The sequence below is a fragment of the Photobacterium sp. MCCC 1A19761 genome (assembly GCF_037389125.1).
GTDB lineage: Bacteria > Pseudomonadota > Gammaproteobacteria > Enterobacterales > Vibrionaceae > Photobacterium.
In genome coordinates this window covers 1-19,625 of record NZ_JAZGTF010000003.1, presented here as the reverse complement: position 1 = coordinate 19,625, position 19,625 = coordinate 1, and the positions used below count along the sequence as shown (strand labels likewise).

Here is a 19,625-nt window from a genome sequence, read left to right as displayed (position 1 = left end):
TTTTTTTTTGGGGGGGGAGGGCGTCAGAGCCTGAAATGATCGACCAGCGTCTGGAGATCCCGGGTCATGGTCACGAGCTGCTGGTTGGCGGCAGAGAGCTGCGCCATCCCGGCGACGGATTCTTCGAACAGCGTACTGATCTCGGCCATGTGTTGGCTGATTTCATTGCTGGTATGGCTTTGCTGCTCGGCGGCCACCGCAATCTGGCGGTTCATTTCGCCGACATGATCCACCGAATCGGTGATCTCCAGCAGCGCATCATTAGCTTTACGGGTTTGGGCAATCGTCCGGGTCGCCTGGGCCAGGTTGTGCGCCATCGCCTGAGTCGCGGCATCGGCATCGGTTTGAATGTCGCCGGTAATGATCAGGATTTCCCGGGTGGCATCCTGAGTCCGGAAGGCCAGACTCCGCACCTCATCGGCAACCACTGCAAAGCCGCGGCCGGATTCACCGGCCCGCGCGGCTTCAATTGCCGCATTGAGGGCCAGCAGATTGGTTTGATCGGCGATCCCCTGGATCACGCCCAACACCTCGCTGATATGATGGCTGTGTGTGACCAGTTTCTGAATTGTGTCCGAGGCATTGCCGACTTCCCCTGCCAGTTGCTCAACATCCAGCAGACCCTGCTGCGTGACGTCACACCCGGTATGGGCTTGCTGGCGGACCAGCTCGGCAGCATCTTTGGTCTGATTGGTGCTGTGCATCACTTCCTGAACGGTTACGTTCATCTCTTCCATGGCGGCCGCAATCTGGCTGATATCTTGGCGCTCTTTGAGTGAGTCGGCATTAGCCTGTGCCATCACCTCGGCCATTTGACCGGTGGTTTCGGCCAGCTGGTTGACCGCGTGGGTGACCCCGGTAACGGTATGATGGATTTTACTGACAAAGGTGTTGAAGGCCTGGCTCAGTTCCGCAATTTCATCCTGGCCCCGGGTATCGAGCCGGGCCCGCAGATCGCCGTCCCCATGGGAGATCTCATTCATCCGGTGAGTCACCTGTGCCAGGCGGTGTGAAATTTTACCGGCGAAGAACAGGACGCCGACCGCTATGAACAGGGTGATCCCCATGCCGAGCAGGAGCTGAACGTTTTTAGCCTCTGACTGGACCGCGGCGATCTGAGTTTTGAGCAACGCTGCTTCTTCGGCCAGCAAAGTTTCGGTTTGCTGGATGGTGTGTCTCAGCTGACCAATTTTACCGTCTGTGCTGTCGAGACCTTTTTGCCGGGAGCCCTCAGCAAATTGCTGAAAGGCTTGTTGGTAAGTGTGTAACAGGGGTATTGCCTGCGCTGAAATGGCGGCAAAGTCGGATGTGTTGAGCCGGCGTTCCATCTCGGTGACACGGCGGTTGAAGGTGTCGATATACTTGTCGTCAAAACGCAACATAAAGTCTTTTTCATCGCGGCGTAGCTGCAACAGCTGGACCTGCAACGGGGCATCGTTTTGTTGGTTGATCAGTGATTCCAGCGCATGGGCAGCATCTCGCAGCGTGCCGTAGAGCCCGTCCTTCTCGTGCAGCCCGATTTTTTGTTGAATGGCCACCAACTGATGAAACTGCGTTTGGTAAGCCGAAAAAGTATCGTGCAGCGCCTGCTGTTGAGAAAACGCAATCCCGGCTGCGTCTAAATGGGTGTCTAACTGTTGCAGGTGCTCGTTTAGTTCGCCAAACCGGGCATCAAATTTATCTTTATAGGTTAAGTTTTTGCGCGCGAGAAAATCTTTTTCATGCCGTCGTAACGTCAGCATGTCGGATTCAATGACGGAAATGAATTGAGCGGCCTGCATTACCGTTTCGATTTTATAAAAAAAATAAGATGAGCTTGCCATCAAGATTGCCAGTGAAATAACAATCGCCGCAGCCATACTGCGCAAAATATTTTTAATTGTCATGATGGGGTGTGACTCCTGTCGAAGGCTGAACTCTCGAATGTGTAATAGTTTTTGTCAGCCCGGGTGTAGGGGTAGAGGGGACTTCCTCATGATGATGGGGACGGGAGCGGATTATAGGGATAATTCCACACCAAACAAGGGGTTATCATGGTTAAATTTTTATGACAGTCATCCGGTGGAACAGTGCTTTGATTATTTGCTTTCAAGCAATCGCGTCTATTTTTGATTGGCGTCAATCATCAGTGAGGTCAATAAAAATAAACCAATAAATAAAAAGTGATGGTGCTCACGAACGGCTCGAAAAATAATGATGGAATAAAATGAAACTTCAGACGTTAATCAAATGAACACGACTGTAATTTGAATAGACGGTGCACAATGGATTGATATTGAAAATAGCTTTTCGTGAAAAATATGTGTTCGTTGAATCATCAAAAGGGGCAATGCGGAGCACACCCGCCGGGATGGCGGTGTGTGCTGGCGGGGGATTACTGATCATCGCATACCGTTCGTGCCAAAGTGACGTGATGTTGTTCCAGAAGCTTCGCATACGCCCCGCTTTGGCACATGTCACTGAGCTTCGCGTTAAAGGCTTTCATTACGGCTTCATCTTTGAAACCGGCCCTGAAGTGGGTCACGGCCGGGAACAGGTGTGATAGGCCACCTCATTCAGCGGATGTCCAAGCGCTTTGGTGAAGTGGGCAAAGATGTTTCGGTCGATCACCGCAACCTGTCCGTTCTCTTTCCAGAATTGGCTAACCTGATCGGCCTGGTTGGAAAATTCACGGTAATTGGAACGGTATTCAGAAACGGGGGAGAACAGAGATTCGAATGCACCGCCCAGCTCCGTATAAGCGTTTTGCCAGGTCAGAACCGGATGTTTTTACAGATCGTCGATGGTGTGAATCGTCAGCTGATCGGCCTTCTTACTGATGGCAAAGTTGGCGAACGTGATGAGGTTGTCGGAGTAAAACACGCCGCTGTCATCGGCCATCACGCCAATCGCAGCATCAACGCCTCGTTGCTGCACGGCGCTTTGCAAATCACGGTATGACACTTGGACGAACTGGATGTCATAGTCTGCCAGTGCCTGTTTGACGACGTCGACTTCTAATCCGTTGCTTGCATTGTCCATCACATAGGGTGGCATATCGTTGGCAATGGCAATTTTGAGTGTGTCTTGCGCGGCCAGGGAATCCGGGACGGAGAGTGCCGAGACGATCGCCATCGCGCAGCATATGCGTGCACTAGCCAGAGAAAACGGTTTCAGCGACGTTGCAGTTTGGGTGCTCATGTTTGAATGACCTCTAAACGGACAAGGTACGATTAAGTGTAATGGTTCTTGGTCATCTGTCCGGTGAAATGTGCGTCCTGGCAGGCAGGCGCATTTGTGGTGCATGAGTGGCGCATTGGCCGCGGCATCCGGGGCTCGACCCATATACCGGCTAGTCAAATTGTATTGTTAATACGAATTGTTTTCACTTGCAATTGATTATGCCCGATCGTAATATCTGCGCCCACTCATAATCACATGCAATATAATAATGAATTACAATCAGTTATCAGTATTTTTCACTGCGGCATTTTTGGCCGGCTGCAATAGCCACGCCACCAGTGAAAGCACCGGGACGCCAATATCAAAGCCAGGTCAAACGCAAGGTGAGTCTTCTGCCCAGACAGCTCGCACACTTGCGCTGACACACCAGCAGATCAAACATCTTGATGTCTCCACGCTTACTTTCGAAGCGCCGGGGGTTTCCGTTCAAACCGCGGATCAAGTCAGCCAGATCAAGACCAACTTTGGCCGGTCCTCGGTCGATCCGGCGACGGGCCTGTTTGTGTTTCAGCCCTACGCAGCACAGGTCGCGCTCAAGCAGGCGGATACCCATCCGGTTTCCCTTCAGGCTTCCGCCCTGCAATATCATTTTGAAATCCGTTATCAAGTTGATGGCGTGGCGTACCAGGTGTCCGGATACGCGTTGCCTCAGCATCAGCAAGCCGATCAGACGTTCGTGCCGCGTTATCTTAAGGTCGATACCGAAGGACAGGTGCTGAGCCCGGACGAGCAGGTGATGACCCTGGCCAAAACGGATTGGTCCTGCGTGCAGGACGCGCAAACCGGCCTGACCTGGCAAACATTGCAGGCCAGTGGCGAGTTTGCGTTTGATTCCAGCTTTTACTGGGGCGATCGCAGCCAGAACCATCGGGATTTTGCCCAAGCGTCGTGTGGCCTGACCGGCACATGCAATACCGATAGTCTGGTCGCTGCGGCAAATCAGCAGCAGCTATGCGGTAAATCTGACTGGCGACTGCCAACCCGAAATGAGTGGAAAACCATCCTGTTTCAGCAGTTAACTGATGAAGCCCAGCGACTGTCGCCGATCGACAGTTTCTATTTTCCTTTTGTGGATGCCAATTATGATGAAGCGTATTGGACCGGCACCTTCACCCAGTATGCGAACGGCCATGACGCCGATGCGACACCGGGCGATTGGCAGGGATCGAATGCGACGGTGGGCGATGCCCATGTGATGTGGATGAGCAGCGATTTCGCGGATGACCGGATGCCGCCGCGATCGACCAATGAGCCGCGTCTGGCCATGCTGGTGAGCGGCGCGGTGATTGCCGATGACGCTGACAACAGCATTGAAGAAGTCACGGCTACCCTGAAGCCGGAAATCAACGCTGCCGGTGATGAAGATGCTAAGTGGCAAAACCGCTTCGTTAAAAACGGCGCATCCGGTCAGCCGCTGGTGGATCAGTCGGCTCAAACGTGGGCGTGTACCACAGATACCTACTTTGCATCGGAAGTACCGAATACCCAGATCCTCTGGCAGCGGGTGGACAAAGACCTGCCGGGGATGACGTTTGAGCAGGCCCGCAGCTATGTTGACACCATCAATGCCGCGACTCTATGTGGCCGCAATGACTGGCGTCTGCCGACGGAAACCGAGCTTAAATCGATTCTGATGGATAGTTTTGCATTTGACATGGAAGGGATCTCTTACCGTGCGGGCTATGTGAACTCTATTTTTAACGACACCGTGGTCGAAGAGAACAGTTATTACTGGACGCAAACCGTTGACGAATACGAGCCGGAAAACAAGCATTGGGCCGTGGCGTTCCAATCGGAATGGGCAGAAAGCAGTGGTGAAATGAACAGCTCGCTGTATCGGGTGCGTCTGATCTCAACCTCGGTGAAGCAGCAATGAATGGCTCGAATCTGAAATTCAGTGCGGTTGCGCTGGGCGTTTCCCTGATGCTCAGTGGCTGTAACGGCTCTGAGAGCCAGCCGTCGCCGACGGTTGGCAGTGAAACGAGTGGGACGTCGACGACGACAGAAGGCACCCAAACGGTCGCCTTAACGCCGAAAGCGCAGGTGACACAAGGGGCGCTGTTTTCTTATCAATATGCGCTGAAGCCGGGTCAATCCCTGCGGTTGATTGAGCCGCCTAAGCTGGGCGAGGTGAACCTTGCGGGTGATACGCTCATCTATCAGGCGCCTTCAACCGCCACCGGGGCGGATGCGTTTCGGCTTGAGTTGGTGGATGCCGATCGCGTCACGGAAATCCGTTGGTTGATGCGGGTGGATCAGAACCCGCCGCGCTTTAGCCAAATCGATCTGCAGGACCCGGCAGCCGCGCCGCACTGGCAGTGCGTCTCGGACGCGGAGACGCATCAGGGGATCACCTGGGCAGTGCCAACAGCGCCATCGCAGGAAACCTATGCCTGGCAGGATTGGGTAGCGACGCTGCCGAATTTAGCCGCGCAGTGCTTTTTGGGTGACAGTGGTTTTTTGGGTGACAGCGCGTGTAATACCGCGGCGTTGATCGACTATGCCAACGCGCAACAGTGGTGCGGTAAGGACGACTGGCGGCTGCCGTTTGGCTATGAAATGAAAAATCTGGTGAGCGAGCAGGACTATGCGCTGGATCGCAACCAGGCCGCGATTGATCCGTTTTTCTTCCCGCAGGTTGGCTTTGAATCGTACTGGCTGGCAGAAGATGCCAGCGAGCAGCAAGTCGATAACCTGGCGTATCGCCAAAGTTTCGGGGCCAGCCGACACGCGGTGGCGGCCCAGAATAAGCGCAAACCGGCCTCGGTAATGCTGGTCAGCGGCGAGTACCGCGATCCGACACTGCCGAGTCAGCAAGTTGAGCCACAGCCGGAAGCGGAGAGCTTTATCCGCCTCAATGCACACGGGCAGCCGCTGGCACGGGAGGCGCAGCAGGACAACTACGTGCAGACGCCGTGGCGCTGTCTGGACGATATGCGCGGACTGGTGCGGGATAACCTGTTCCTGCGCGATGGCCGTTTTTCATATGTTTACTGGCTGACGCCGAACCCTGACGACGTGACGCACACTGCCAACACCTTCGTCGCGGATACTGACGTTGCTCAGTGTGATCAGGACACCTGTACCCTGGACGGATTGTTACAGCAACTCAATGATGCCAACACCTGCGGCCGTACCGACTGGCGGGTGCCAACCGCGGAAGAGCTGTCGATGTTGCTGCATCAAGACGTTGCCGGTGGTGATTATTCGCTGCTTTATCAGGCGTCTCTGAATCACCCTGAAGCTGGGGATTACTGGGTCCGGACATCATCCGGGTTCGGGACACTGGCATTGCCATCAGTCTCCGACTTGACACCGGTACCGGCACAACCGGGCCAGCAGGCACGGGTATTGCTGGTTGCGACGGAGTTTGAGCCGCGGGCCACCGAAGATCCGCGTTCGCTCAACAACCATGGTCAGCCGAACATGACCCGGCTGCGTCAGGACTATGCGACGTCCCCGGCGAACTGGCCGGCACCGTTTGTTGATGATATCGCGCAGTATCAAACCATGGGGTTGATGCCCAAACCTGAGTTTCCGTATGCTAACCCGTATCAGGCCGATAAAGTCGAGCTGGGTCGGCAACTGTTCTTCGACACGTTTTTGTCACGGGCCGGGGATGTGTCTTGCGCCAGCTGCCATGATCCGCAAAAAGGATGGACCGATCAGCGTGAAGTCTCTATCGGTCATGATCGCCAGCGGGGCAAACGGAATGCGCCGACCATCGTCAACAGCGCCTTTTTGCCGGTCCTGTTCTGGGATGGCCGTGCGCTGGATCTGGAGCAGCAAGCGCTGATGCCGATCCAGGATCCGCTGGAAATGGCCGAGTCGCTGCCGCATTTGGTCGAGCGGTTGAATGCGCACCCGACGTATCCGGCATCATTTGAAGCGGTGTTTCGTCAGGGGCCGATCACGGCCGAGCAGCTCGGCATGGCACTGGCGACCTTCCAGCGTACCATTGTGAGTCAGGAAAGCCGGTTTGACCGATTCCTGGCTCAAGCCCCGGCGGGAGAAACCAGCGCGCTGACCGATCAGGAATTGTGGGGGCTGGATATTTACCGCCGCAACGGGCGCTGTGTGAACTGTCATATGGGACCGGAACTGACCAACCATGCCTTTGAAAATGTCGGTCTGACGTATTACAAGGCGTTCTTTGAAGATCTGGGCCAGTTCAACATTGATGGCAACAGTGACAGTGTCGGGAAGTTCAAAACGCCGTCACTACGTGATGTGATGAATACCGGGCCGTGGTTCCATAACGGCTTGGTCCATACCATGGACGGTGTGATCTCCATGTACTCGGAAGGCATGGCCAGTAATGCGCCGTTTGGCTGGAGCAAGTACGATCCGAACTATCCGAAGCTGTCTGAAAAAATCCGGCCGCTGAATCTGACCCAGCAGGAAGCGCAGGCTTTGAAAGCCTTCATGCAGGCGATCACCGCCGACAGTCCGCAACAGTCGGCCACGGCAGAACAGCTAGGGCAGCGCTAAAGCGCCACGCATTCCATGACAGAATCACCCAAGCCAAAAGCAGCTCAACAGGAGCTGCTTTTTTTCGTCTCTATACCTTCGAGAGAAAGGGGCACTTCTGGAAGGATCGGAATCTGCATCGCAAACGTGGCACTGCCGGTGGCGGTGAGCTCGACTTCGCGGATCATTTCAATGTGATAGCCTTCGGGGTCGATCGGCAGGTTGTGTTTCTCGGCATAATCAAACAGTCCCGCCTGCGCGGTGAGATAGCCGATATCCGAGGCGATCGAGACTTCACAGCACAAATAGTCGCCCGCTTTGACCGTGCAGTTTCCCTTGCTCGCGTGGCTGACCCATTCCCCGACATGATAGGGAATGGCATGCCAGGGCTGATCCAGCTCGGCCACCGGGGCCAGACACACCAACCGGGTCACCTTATGGCCCAGCTTCTCGCACATTCTCTCCCATTCAAAATCCGGGATCGGGCGGGGTTTGACATATCGCTCCGGGAAACGGATTAGCTCGCAGGGGAGGTTGTCGGCGAGCTGAAATTCAATGGCTTGCTCGGTGCTCGGATGGGCCAGCCGGGCCAGCAGCTCTGTGGTCTGGGCCGGTGTCCCGGCATGGGCGAGGTGGCGAACCACTTTGGCGGTGGTCCCCAACTGTCGGCGCAGCGCCTTGGCCAGCGCTTGTGATGACGAAAAGCCGGCTTCGAGCGCAATGTCGGTGATCGTTTTCGATGGGGCATCCAGCAACAGGGATACTGCAACCTGCAGCCGGATCCGGCTGAGATACTGTCCCGGCGTTTCGTGAAACAGTTGGGAAAACTGGCGGTGGAAATGAAAGGGGGAGATCGCACTTTGCTCGGCCACGGCCTCCCAGGTCAGCCCTTCACTGTAATCGTGATGCATGATTTCCAGCGCCCGCGCAAACCGCTGTTGCAGGTGCTCAGGCAGTGAGCTGAGTAAAGCGACTTCCGGAACCAGGTTATATGGAGAACTGGGTTGATCCGACATTATATGCAATACAGTTAGTTGAGTTGATTTACTATGCCGGGTGTCGGACATAAACGCAACTTGGGGGCTTAGCATGAGGGCTCACTCCGTACACTTGAATCTGGTGTTCGGGCCTGGGAAGCGGTTGGTTCTGGTGTTTTTGCTTCTGCTTCTGTTTCTGGTGCAGCAACTTCAGCCTCAGCGATTGGATACGGCGTTGACTCTCGGGCCATTGGGGATGGCGCCGCTTTCTGTGGCGCTTTCTGTGGCGCTTGCGACCGGCTAAAGCAGGCCAGCAACACCGGCGTGAGGATCAGGGTGATCGCCGTTGCCAGCAGTTCGCCGAACACCAACGAGACGGCGGCCGGTTTGAGGTACTGCGCCTGCTCTGCACTTTCTGACAATAACGGCAGCAGGCCGCAGACCGTGGTGATTGTAGTCAGGAAAATCGCCCTGAACCGCCCGGTGCATGCCTCAGACAGTGCCGCGTGCAGCGTCATGCCGGATCGAACGTTGGCATTGAACTGTGTCAGCAGGACCAGCGAGTCATTCACCACGATCCCCGTCATGGCCATCATGCCGAGCATGGAGAGCAGGCTGATCGGCAGCCCCATCAGGCCATGTCCGAGAATTGCCCCGGCAACACCGAAAGGAATCACCGCCATGATCAGCAGCGGCTGCCAGTAAGATTGCAGCGGGATCGCCAGTAAAATGTAGATCAGCAAGATTGTCAGGATGAAAGCCGACGTCAGCCCTTGCTGAATGTCGCTGATTTCTTCGAACTCACCCGCGGCGTGAATGCGAACACCGGGAAAGCGGGACTCGATGGCCTGAATATCGGCGTCGAGTTGTTGCAAGGTCTGCTCCGGTGACTGGATGGTTCGGTCCTGCCGCCAGTACAGGTTGATCACCTGCTCCCGATTGCGCCGATACAGCACTTCCGGCTCGCGCTCGACCGTGAAGGTCGCGACATCCTCAAGTAAGACGGCCTGCCCGTTGTCCAGTATCACCGGCGTCTGGCGTAATTGTGCCAGACTGCGTTTGTTTTCGCTCGGATAACGAAGAATGATCTTGGTCTCCCGGCCGTGATCCAGGATCCGGTGCAGCTCTCTTTGGCCAAATGCTTCGCCGGTCAGCTTGGCGATGTGCTGCTGGGTCAACCCCAACTGGCGACCAAACGCATTGAGCCGGATCCGCAGTTGATCCTGTCCGCCGTTGCCATCGTCATACACATCGTCAACGCCCGCAAGCCGGGTGAGTTGCGCTGCTAATGCTGCCGCGGCTTGCTGTGCCAGCGCTCTGTCTGGTGCGGAGACCGACAGTCGGGTACCACCGGCCGGGGCATCTGCGGCGGAGAAGCGCAGGGAATCGGCGCCTTCGATTGGGCCGGTGAACGTGCGCCAGTCATGGAGGAGCTGATTACCAGGCAACTGGCGCAGCGCCTCGGCAGACAGCTCTGCGGTGACCTCAATGTCGCCATAGCCGTCGGACCAGGCCAGCAGGTTGGTGAGCGGTGGGCTCGCCAGTGAAAATTCTTGCTTCAGTTGCTGGCTGAGTTGCAGCGCCGTGCGTTCAAGTTGTGCCAGCGCCTTTTCCTGAAGCGGGATCGGCGCTCCCTGTTGCAACGTGACTTTGGCGGTGATGTAGCGGCCGGGGATTTCCGGAAAGAGGGCACTGCGGATGGTGCCGTTGGCCCACAGGCCGTAGGCCAGCACAACGACCGCGCTGAAGCTGAGCAATGTCGCCAGCTTGTGATGCAGGGCGCGTTGCAGCAACGGACGGTAGATCGCCTGAATGAACCGCTCCAACAGCTGCTGTGCCGACTGTTGCGTCCGGGTGACGAATGACGGCAAGCGAAGCTGTACGGATGACCCGGCCAGATGCGCCGGTAAGATCCACTTACTTTCGATCAGGGAGAACAGCAGGGCAATGATCACGATGGCGGAAAAACTCGCGAACAGCCGGCCAAAATCGTTGTTCAGCCACAACATGGGCGAAAAGGCGACGATCGTTGTCAGTACCCCGAATACCGTCGCGACGGAAACCGCGTGGACGCCTTGCCAGGCTGCTTCCTTCGGGGGGCGGTGCGGGTGTTGCCGGGCATGGATACTTTCGCCCACCACCACCGCATCGTCGACCAGAATGCCGAGCACCAGAATGAATCCGAACAGGGTAATGTCATTGATACTGTAATCGAGCCCGTTCATCGCGCCGAGGGTGCCGCACAGCGCGACCGGGATCCCGAGTGCGACCCAGAAGGCCAGCTTGAGATCCAGAAACAGCCCGAGCAGGAGCAGCACAATCAACAGCCCCTGCCAGGCGTTGGTGGTCAGGCGGTCGAGCTGATCTTCGATGTAGGGCGCCATGTCGGCCATAGTGGAGAGAGTGATATCGGCCGGCAAACGCTGGCGCTGTTGGGCTAAGGTGTCCTCAATGGCCTGACTGATTTGCAGTAGGTTGTCCTGCTGGCTGGTACTGATCAACAGGGCGATCGCATTGTCGCCGTTGTTGCGGACAATTGCCCCGGTGGTTTCATAATCCCGGCGCAATGTTGCCAGTTCCCCCAGCGTCAGCGTGCCCGCAGCCGTGGAAAGCACTTCAAGGTTGCTCAGACGCGATAAATCATCGGCGTAACCGTCTCCCCGCAGGACCAATCGGCCGCTGCTGCGCTTGAGTTCGCCGCTGCGGGTTTCCAGCGACATCTGTTCAAGGATCCCGGCCAGGCTTTCCAGGTTGAGTCCGTGGTGACGCAGTTTGTCGATATCCGGCTCAATGATGAGTTGTGGCGCTCTTGCCCCCCAGTTCGAAACGTTGGCGATGTCCGGGTGTTGTTTTAATGCCAGTTCAACCTGCCGGGCGATGGGTTGCAGCTCGCGGTCCGGACGATCTCCGGAGATCACAACGAACGCGGCGAGGTTGGTGAACGCATCGCGGCGGATGATCGGTTTTTCGGCGAGTGCCGGCCAGCTCTCGATACTGTTGATCCGATCGCGGACATCTTCGAGCAGGCGATCCAAATCTGTGGCTGCGGTTTTGCGCACCCGGATCGTCGCCATGCCTGCCGATGACTGGCTGGTGATCTGTTTGATCCCGGCCAGCCCACTGACGGCTTCTTCCACGCGCTGGGTAATGCTTTGATCAATCTGTCGGGCGGTGCCTCCCGGATAAGCCACTTCAATCACCAGGCTGGACGGGGCCATCTGCGGAAAAGACTCGACCCTGAGCCGTCCGGCGGTCAGTAATCCGGCGGCCAGAATTGCCACCATCAGCAGGTTAGCCGCAATGGGGTGATCGATAAACCAGCGGGTCAGTCCGTTCATGGTCGGCTCTCCACATCCGTATTCGCTAAATCAGCATTGTTCAAACCAGTCTCCGTCAAATCAGAGCTCTCCAAATAACGGCTCTTCAAATCAGGACTCTTTACATCGGGGCTTCCTATATCAGGACTATCTACATCAGGGCTTTTCAAATCAGCCCTGCCTGACAAAACCGGCTTTACGGTTTGTCCGGGGAGCATGCTGTCCAGCGGGTAGACCACGATACGACGGGGCTCGGTCGGGCGTTGCGCGAACGCAACCCAAACGCCCTGGCTTTCTTCGTGCAACTGATTCTGAAAACCTGCCTGCAATCGCGTGACTGGCTCACGCCGCAGCTGATTGTCTGTGGTGATTGACCACACCTCGTTATCCCGGGTCAGCGCACTGGACGGGAGCAAAAAAGCGGCCGGATGTTCGTTTAACCGAATGTCGACGTTGACCTGTTGCCGGGGCAACAAACGCGGCTGTGCATGGTATGGATCCGAAACAGAAAACACGACCTGTCGCTGGCGTGAGGCGGCATCGGCCTGCGGCACGAGGTAGCGAAAAGTGCCCGGCCAGCTGTATTGCTGCCGGTTCCGGACCATCACTTCAGCATCAGGCGGGGCCGGGGACTGGGTTTGAGGCAAGGTTTGAGGCAAGGTTTGAGACAGAGCCTGCCACTGGCGCTCGGACACCGGCACCTGAATATCGATGGCGTCGCTGGCGACCAGTTCAAACAGGACCTGGCCCTGTTCGACAAACTGTCCCGGGCTGACGGTGCGGCTGAGGATCAGGGCATCGAAGGGCGCGACCAGTCTCGCGTCTTCAAGTTGCTGGCGCGCCGCCCGGTAAACAGCCTGGGCCTGGGTGAGCTCGGCGTTGGCAGCGGCAAGCTGAGGCTCACGGCGGGCGTAGGCGGAACTGTGTTTCCCGGCCAGCATCTTTAACGCCACCGTTTGTTCGTGCCGCGCCTGCTCGAGCGCGAGCTCGGCAGTTTTGAGCTGGTGGGTCGCCTGCGCCAGCTGGCTTTCAAGCTGTGTGGTCTCCAGTTGCACCAGCGGCGTGTCACGGGCGACCAGCGTGCCGGGCTCAAGCTGCGGGCTGATCGAGGTTACTTTGGCGCTGAGCGGCGCTCGAACTTCGCTGAACCAGCGCGGTGTGGTGGTGCCGATCAGCGTCATCACCGGCTGAAACGCCGTGGGTGTGGCGCTGATATAAGTCACCGGCTGGCGGGTGGCCTGAGGTGGCTCAGCAGGGATCGGGTCCGGGTGCACCAACGTCACCACACCAATGGCGGCAAGCAAGAGCAAGGCAGCCCAGAGTAGGGGCAGGCGTTTTCCTGGTTTCATGATTCGACTCCCGGTATGTGATGAGGGGTTAAGCGCTGGCTGATCTCACTGAGCCGGGACAAGGTTTGCAGCGTGGTGGGCAGGAGAATGGCCGCTTCGACGAACTCCAGCGAGTAAGAGACGATCGTAAACAGTTCTCCGGCACTTGGCCCGGTGGTGTGGGTGATCTGCCACAGGTTGGCGAGGACAAAGCCAAACAGGATCAGGAAGATCAGCCCGAAAGTCAGCGCTTCGGTATCAGAGAGGTGGATCTCCCGCCTTCTGAGTTTTTGCAGGTGCGAGCGGATGCTGATGCCGGGTGCCAGGGACAGCAACTTGACCTGACGCTCCAGCTGGTTGTTCAGCATGGTGTTTAACCGGATGAAATGATTGTGAAAGCAGGCATAGGTCAACAGCATGGCAAGGGCAGCCCCACCGGCATGCAGGGCCAGCACCGGATGAAAGCCGGCCAGGATCACCATGGAGGCGCACAGCTGAATGATGGCCGTGAAGAGTGGCGGCAATTCGTGCTCCAGAAAGTCGACCAGCTCGCGGGACAGGGTCAGGCGGGCATTGCGACGGGTGATCGGAGAGTGCTGGTGGCTGTGGGCCACCTGCCTGCCGATGTCAACCCGCATCGTCCCGTACGCACGGGTATCGTAGAAGCGGCGCACCACAGACACCACGACCAGCAGCAGCAGCACCGTCGCCAGCACCATAAAATCGTGGGTTTCCTGGTTGAGTAAGCCGTCGATGGAAAACCCGATCAATAGCGGTAACAGCACCATCAGGATATTTTCAACCGCCACCATGAGCCAGGTGACGGCGACTTGGGTTGGGTAAGCGCGGATAATCGATCGCACTGTGATTGTTGCGGAACTTGCCATCAGTTGCCTCCTGCATGAAATACGGGGGCAGTATGTGACAACCGGGAAGCAAAAACGTGTCCCAGACTGCGGAGCGTCTGCGGCCAGCGGCAGGGAATCTTTGTGTTGTGGATCAGAACAGCAAGTTGAGACACTTTTTCTTTTTGCCTCAGATGAATAATCACCCCACCAAGACTCATGGCGACGTAATCAAATCGGCGCGTGGGTTTAAAACCAGTGTTATTTGAGGTGAAATGTGAAACACAAGGTATCCGGAATTATGATGGGACTCCTGGCATCAGGTATGGTCTGCGATGTACAGGCGTCTCAGGGGCTGAGCGGGGAGATCGGGTTCTTGCTGGGGGAGAGCGAGGTACGGAGTAATTTCAATACCGATCACGCAGTGAAAACCGGCGATTTAAACAGTGAAGGGAAGTCAGAGACGGAGGAGATCACCACAATATTCGGCCAGTTGCGCTATGACTTCGGCGATCATCAGCTGTTTGCCGGGACCAGCGATGAAGATATTGTCCGGGGCGTGTTCGCGTTGGAACTGGGGTACCGGTATACCCTGGCTCCGGAGAGTCACCTCTCCCTGGCATTCTTGCCGTCTGTCGTTGACGGCAAAACCTGGGTCGATCCTTATCTTGTCAATGTTGCCCGGCAGGAAACGGACGTTTCCGGTAATGCGCTGCGTTTGCAGTACGATGTCAGTATTTTCTCAGCGGACCTGATTGTCTATGAAAGGGAACTGGATCGTGAGCGGTCGGGACAGCAACTGAACGTGCCACGTCAGTCGTTGGTGCGTGACGGGGACGGTTATCTTGCCCGCGTGGCGGTGGGGTTACCGTTGGGGAGCACTTCTTATCTCGAGCCGGCATTGATCTATCGCGACGACAACGCGGAAGGAAAAGCGATGGCCTATCAGCGCCTTGGGGTTGAGCTGACTTATCACTTTTCTATGGGGCCCCATCAGTTCGCGCTGGACGGCCGGTATGCCCGATCAGAATATGACGCCGTCCATCCGGTGTTTGGCAAAACGCGGGATGAAGATCATTTTAGTACTGTGTTTACCTATGAATATCAGGACATTGCCGGCTGGCAAGGGGTCAGCTTACTGGCGATGGCGATGTATCAGCAAACCGATGCCAATATCGCTTTTTATGATCAGGACACCGTCAGCATGATGGTTGGAGCCACCTATACGTTTTAAGAGCGTCGCGTTTTAAGAGCGCCGCGTTTTAAGAGCACTGCGTTTTAAGTGCGCGGCGCGTTATCAGGGCGCTCAGTGCTTTTGGCCTGTGAAGTGAGTCAGAACAATCAGGGAGAATGAAAATGAAAACTGTGATGTTGCTGCTGTGTTGGTTCGGGATGTTTTTGTCGAGCGCGCATGCTGCGCCTTTTCAATTACCGCATGACGGCAAGCAGCTGTCGGGACAGTATTTACCGCCACTTGGTGATGCGGTGCCAAGTGCCGTGGTGCTGTTTGTCCATGGTGATGGCGCCATGCCTGCGGATGCCAATGGTTATTATCCGCTCATTTGGCAAACCCTGCGGCGACACGGGATCGCGGTGGTGAGCTGGGCGAAACCGGGCGTGGATGACTCAGAGGGCAACTGGCTGGCGCAGACCATGGCCCAGCGGCAACAGGAAGTGCTGGCGGTGGCGAAATGGGTGCAGGAAACCCATGGCATCGCGCCGCAGCGCATCGGGCTGCTCGGCTTTAGTCAGGCGGGCTGGGTGGTCCCGGCGCTGGCGACCCGCGACGATCGGTTCGGATTTGCAATCGGGGTTGGATTTGCCGCCAACTGGATAGATCAGGGGCGCTATTACACCCGGCAAAAATACACCCAACAAGGGCTGAGTCCGTCGCAGATCGCCGCAAAGTTGCGTGAATATGACGAGGAAATTGCCTTTTTCCAATCCGCGCCGACTTACGCCGAGTATGCTGCCCGGGCAGGGGAAAGCGCAATGACGTCGGAGCGCTTCGCCTTTGTGATGAATAACTTTCGATCAGACGCAGGGGCCGATTACCGTGCCATTCGGATCCCGACTTTGCTGTTATGGGGCGAAGACGATCTGAACGTCGATGCCCGCCATGAGTATCAAGGCTGGCAGCGTCAGTCACACCCGAATGTCACCACCGCACTGCTCAAGCAAGCCAATCATGGCCTGTTCGATTCTGAAATTTTCCCACTGCAAGCCTTTGGCTGGTGGGAATGGCTGAAAATGGAATGGCTGCAGGAAGATGCGCTCGCGGAGTCATTTTTGTCCACCTTGATGGGCTGGCTGGAGAGCCAGGGATTGCTCAACGGCCCTGACCTCACAGCGGCGAATAAAAACGGCTGGGCGGTCGGTGTATGGGTGGGGGAGCGAAATAACACCACGCTTTAGCCATCAGCCCAGCTTGCTATGAAGCGGTCATATTCTAAGCCGTTAATTCTAAGTAGCTTGTCCTAAGCGGCATTTTCCTTAACGCCGACCAAGCGTAAGCAATCGGTAATCACCCCACGGATAAAGGCCTGATGGTCCGCTTCCTGCGAGGCGATGAGGTCGTCGGTTGCGCCGTGAACGCCCGCATAAATCAATAATGCGGTAATTCGCGGTTGCGCCACAGTCCATGCGCCTGAGCGGGTCCCGTCTTCAAGCATGGCCTGTAGCTGATCGAGCATCGCGTTCTTATCCGGGTTGCTGCGGTTGTGGTGATGATGGTTGGTATACACAATGTCATGCAGGCGGTATGTCTCTGCATAGGCCTCAATCGATTCCTGAATCCACGCAGCGAGTTTGCCAAGCCAGTCATCAGCTTCACAGCGGCTCATGCTGGCTTCAAGCCGGCTCAGGAACTGAGCGGTATAGCGCAGTCGCATCGCGGCCAGCAGCTCATTTTTGGACGCAAAGTAGTGATAGAAGGTGCCTTTGGCGACCCCTGCCAGCGCCACAATGTCATTGATTGGCGTTGAATCCACCCCTTTGGCAAGAAACAGCTGCTCAGCAGCGGACATCAACTCATCCAGACGGACTTCAGCGGGCTTGATACGCCGGGTTTTCGGGGCTTCCGGCTCCGGCCGGTTCGTTCTGTCTCTCATGGGCTTTGGCCTTGTTGTATCCGGTGATGCCTTGAATGCAATAAGTTGAATAATATTGATTGACCGACGGTCGGTCAATGATTATTGTTGATATCTATTCTCATTTGAGAGGGGAGATCAAATGCAACGCTATCAACTTCATGCACTGGTCATTGCGGCCTATCTCGGCACATTTTTAGCGACGTTGGACATCAGCATTGTCAACGTTGCCCTGCCGACGTTGCAGGCCGCGCTTCATGCAGAGATGGCAGGGCTCCAGTGGATTGTGAACATTTACGCGATTGCCCTGTCGGCAGTGATGCTGTCGGCCGGCCCGCTGGGAGATAAATATGGTCATAAGCGGGTATGGTTGGGGAGTGTGGCCCTGTTTGTTTTTGGTTCGGTGATTTGCGCCAGTGCGGCTGAGCTGTCCACGTTGTTATGGGGCCGCGCTGTGCAGGGCATTGCGGGGGCGCTGTTGATCCCGGGGGCCATGCCGATTCTGACTCACGCCTTTCCGGATCCCCGTCAGCGAGCCCGGGTGATTGGTGGATGGTCGGCCTGCAGTGCGCTGGCGCTGATTTCCGGTCCGTTGCTCGGCGGGTTACTGCTGGAACACAGTGGTTGGTCGAGTATCTTTCTGGTCAACGTCCCGATTGGTCTGATTGCCCTTGTGCTGGGCGCCTGGGGGATTGCGGAGCGTCAACATCCCGATCAGGCGGCCTTTGATCCTGCCGGACAGGTCTTGAGTATGATCTGGCTTGGGCTGCTCAGTTATGGCCTGATCGAAATTGGCGAGCATGGCGCATCAACAACGCAAGTGCTGATGCCGCTTCTCGGCGCTGCGGTGGCTTTTGTCGCCTTTGTCTGGGTCGAATCAAGCGTCAAGCGACCGCTGTTTCCGATCGATCTCTTTCGTCATCGTTCACTGGCCGTGGCCAACCTGGCTTCCTTTGCTTTGGGCTTTTCGGCGTATGCCAGCCTGTTCTTCCTGTCCCTGTACTTGCAGCAGGCGCAGGGGGACACCCCATCGATGGCCGGGTGGCATCTGATGCCACAATTTGCGGTCATGGGGATTTCATCGTTGCTGTTCGGCCGGATGGCGCATCGCTTTTCGCTGAAAACACTGATGGTCGGCGGTTACGCTTTGGTTGGGATTTCCCTGTGCGCGATGGCCCTGTTTACGGCGAATACCCCTTATGTTGTGGTCGGCAGTGCCCTCGCTGTGTTGGGGCTGGGCATGGGGCTTTCTGTTCCTGCAACCGGGATGATGGTCATGGGGCTGGCACCGGCAGAGCGCGCCGGGATTGCATCAGCCACCATGAATGCGTTGCGCCAAATTGGCATGACCCTGGGCATCGCCGTGTTAGGCAGCCTCATGAGCCTTTACGCGATCCAGCTAATGGCAGAGGCGGCCAGCTCCGGGAATTTGCAGGATGCGGTTGCGCTCGCCCGGCGCGCCATTGTTCATTCTGAACTGCCTTCCGGTAACGAAGGACTACTGTCAGCCTACCGTGCCGCCATGGCAACCGGATTCGGTATCGCTATGTTCTGCGCGGGCTTCCTGAGTCTGCTGGCAACAGGCCTGTTGGTGCTGTTTATCGATGAGCGCCAAACCGTGTCGGTTGGAGCTGAGGTTGAGGGGCAGGCAATTGTTCATGAGGAACAGGGGCATGCCCAAAGTGAGGTGGTTTAGCTTGGGGGGCCATGTCGTAGCAGGCGAAGAAAGTGCTATAGGTGGCCTAACATGCCGCTATCATGCTTGATTGTGTCATATACTAAGTCGATGTGACCACATCTGACAAATAGCCTACTGGGAAGTAGGCTCTGTAACTTGGAAATGGACAATTTCGTGTTAGGAGTTGGGATCTAAAGATTTTACTTCGGATAAGCTGAGTTTAGGTAAACCCTATATCAGAATTGCCTGCATAGTCGACAACTATCAAGAGACAAAGTACTGAATCTCGTCCATGCGAGATAGGACATATTTGAGTTTCAGTATGAACTCTCACTGCGATATTTTTTCCGGATAAACCAATGATCATCAATTGCAGGAGTCTCAAAGTGTGTGATATTTTCGACTAACACACATAATTAACAATGAGAATTTCATGGCCTACGCACAACTAGAAGAAAGTACCTTTTGGGTCGCTTTGCAGCAACGAGATGATCTACATAATCATGGGAACTTAAATGCAGCTTTATATGCAATTGAACTTCATGGTCAATATGATGATATTTGTACCGTCGCGAGGCTTTGTTGACCAAATCGGCGTGAACTTTTCTTGCAGTCAGTGATCTGATCTTGTGACGTTTACTGACAGGCCACCCTCATGGGAAAAAGCACTTACCGAACAGATAACTGGAAAGAGTACAA

13 protein-coding genes are annotated in these 19,625 nt (G+C 56.1%); 6 read left to right on the top strand and 7 right to left on the bottom strand.

Features of this window, described 5'->3' with window-relative positions; translation table 11 throughout:
- Positions 1 to 23: 23 nt before the first annotated feature.
- On the bottom strand, positions 24 to 1,886 hold the full coding sequence (locus VV869_RS05150; RefSeq protein WP_337733910.1) for a methyl-accepting chemotaxis protein: 1,863 nt from the start codon (positions 1,884 to 1,886) through the stop codon (positions 24 to 26).
- A 389-nt stretch (positions 1,887 to 2,275) separates the two neighbouring features.
- Between VV869_RS05150 and VV869_RS05145 the strand changes: the two genes are divergently transcribed.
- Entirely contained in the window at positions 2,276 to 2,542 is a 267-nt protein-coding gene (locus VV869_RS05145; RefSeq protein WP_337733909.1) for a hypothetical protein, read from the top strand.
- 227 nt (positions 2,543 to 2,769) lie between these two features.
- Here VV869_RS05145 and VV869_RS05140 read toward each other — a convergent pair whose 3' ends face one another.
- Positions 2,770 to 3,180: a hypothetical protein gene (locus VV869_RS05140; RefSeq protein ID WP_337733908.1), complete on the bottom strand. Its 411-nt coding sequence runs from the start codon at positions 3,178 to 3,180 to the stop codon at positions 2,770 to 2,772.
- Positions 3,181 to 3,430: 250 nt separating this feature from the next.
- On the opposite strand from VV869_RS05140, the gene VV869_RS05135 reads away from it, so the two are divergent.
- The gene (locus VV869_RS05135) at positions 3,431 to 5,098 is read left to right on the top strand and encodes an Lcl C-terminal domain-containing protein (RefSeq protein ID WP_337733907.1); all 1,668 of its coding nucleotides are present in this window, start codon (positions 3,431 to 3,433) and stop codon (positions 5,096 to 5,098) included.
- The gene (locus VV869_RS05130; RefSeq protein ID WP_337733906.1) at positions 5,095 to 7,713 is read left to right on the top strand and encodes a cytochrome c peroxidase; all 2,619 of its coding nucleotides are present in this window, start codon (positions 5,095 to 5,097) and stop codon (positions 7,711 to 7,713) included. The genes VV869_RS05135 and VV869_RS05130 overlap by 4 nt, the downstream gene beginning before the upstream one ends.
- Positions 7,714 to 7,757: 44 nt before the next feature.
- Here VV869_RS05130 and VV869_RS05125 read toward each other — a convergent pair whose 3' ends face one another.
- From VV869_RS05125 to VV869_RS05110, 4 genes are all read right to left on the bottom strand, one after another.
- Positions 7,758 to 8,708, bottom strand: a complete 951-nt coding sequence (locus VV869_RS05125) for a helix-turn-helix transcriptional regulator (RefSeq protein ID WP_337733905.1) — start codon at positions 8,706 to 8,708, stop codon at positions 7,758 to 7,760.
- Between the two features lie 68 nt (positions 8,709 to 8,776).
- On the bottom strand, positions 8,777 to 12,007 hold the full coding sequence (locus tag VV869_RS05120) for an efflux RND transporter permease subunit (protein WP_337733904.1): 3,231 nt from the start codon (positions 12,005 to 12,007) through the stop codon (positions 8,777 to 8,779).
- Entirely contained in the window at positions 12,004 to 13,335 is a 1,332-nt protein-coding gene (locus tag VV869_RS05115; RefSeq protein ID WP_337733903.1) for an efflux RND transporter periplasmic adaptor subunit, read from the bottom strand. Before VV869_RS05115 ends, VV869_RS05120 begins: the two co-directional genes overlap by 4 nt.
- The gene (locus tag VV869_RS05110) at positions 13,332 to 14,201 is read right to left on the bottom strand and encodes an ABC transporter six-transmembrane domain-containing protein (RefSeq protein WP_337733902.1); all 870 of its coding nucleotides are present in this window, start codon (positions 14,199 to 14,201) and stop codon (positions 13,332 to 13,334) included. The genes VV869_RS05115 and VV869_RS05110 overlap by 4 nt, the downstream gene beginning before the upstream one ends.
- 259 nt (positions 14,202 to 14,460) lie before the next feature.
- Between VV869_RS05110 and VV869_RS05105 the strand changes: the two genes are divergently transcribed.
- On the top strand, positions 14,461 to 15,393 hold the full coding sequence (locus VV869_RS05105; RefSeq protein ID WP_337733901.1) for a DUF2860 family protein: 933 nt from the start codon (positions 14,461 to 14,463) through the stop codon (positions 15,391 to 15,393).
- Between the two features lie 122 nt (positions 15,394 to 15,515).
- Entirely contained in the window at positions 15,516 to 16,574 is a 1,059-nt protein-coding gene (locus VV869_RS05100; RefSeq protein WP_337733900.1) for an alpha/beta hydrolase family protein, read from the top strand.
- Positions 16,575 to 16,636: 62 nt separating this feature from the next.
- Here the strand turns inward: VV869_RS05100 and VV869_RS05095 are convergent, their stop codons facing one another.
- Positions 16,637 to 17,269 carry a TetR/AcrR family transcriptional regulator gene (locus VV869_RS05095; protein WP_337733899.1) on the bottom strand — a complete coding sequence of 211 codons (633 nt, stop codon included), beginning with the start codon at positions 17,267 to 17,269 and terminating at the stop codon, positions 16,637 to 16,639.
- A gap of 121 nt (positions 17,270 to 17,390) precedes the next feature.
- Between VV869_RS05095 and VV869_RS05090 the strand changes: the two genes are divergently transcribed.
- Positions 17,391 to 18,944 carry an MFS transporter gene (locus tag VV869_RS05090; protein WP_337733898.1) on the top strand — a complete coding sequence of 518 codons (1,554 nt, stop codon included), beginning with the start codon at positions 17,391 to 17,393 and terminating at the stop codon, positions 18,942 to 18,944.
- The last annotated feature ends 681 nt before the right edge of the window (positions 18,945 to 19,625 follow it).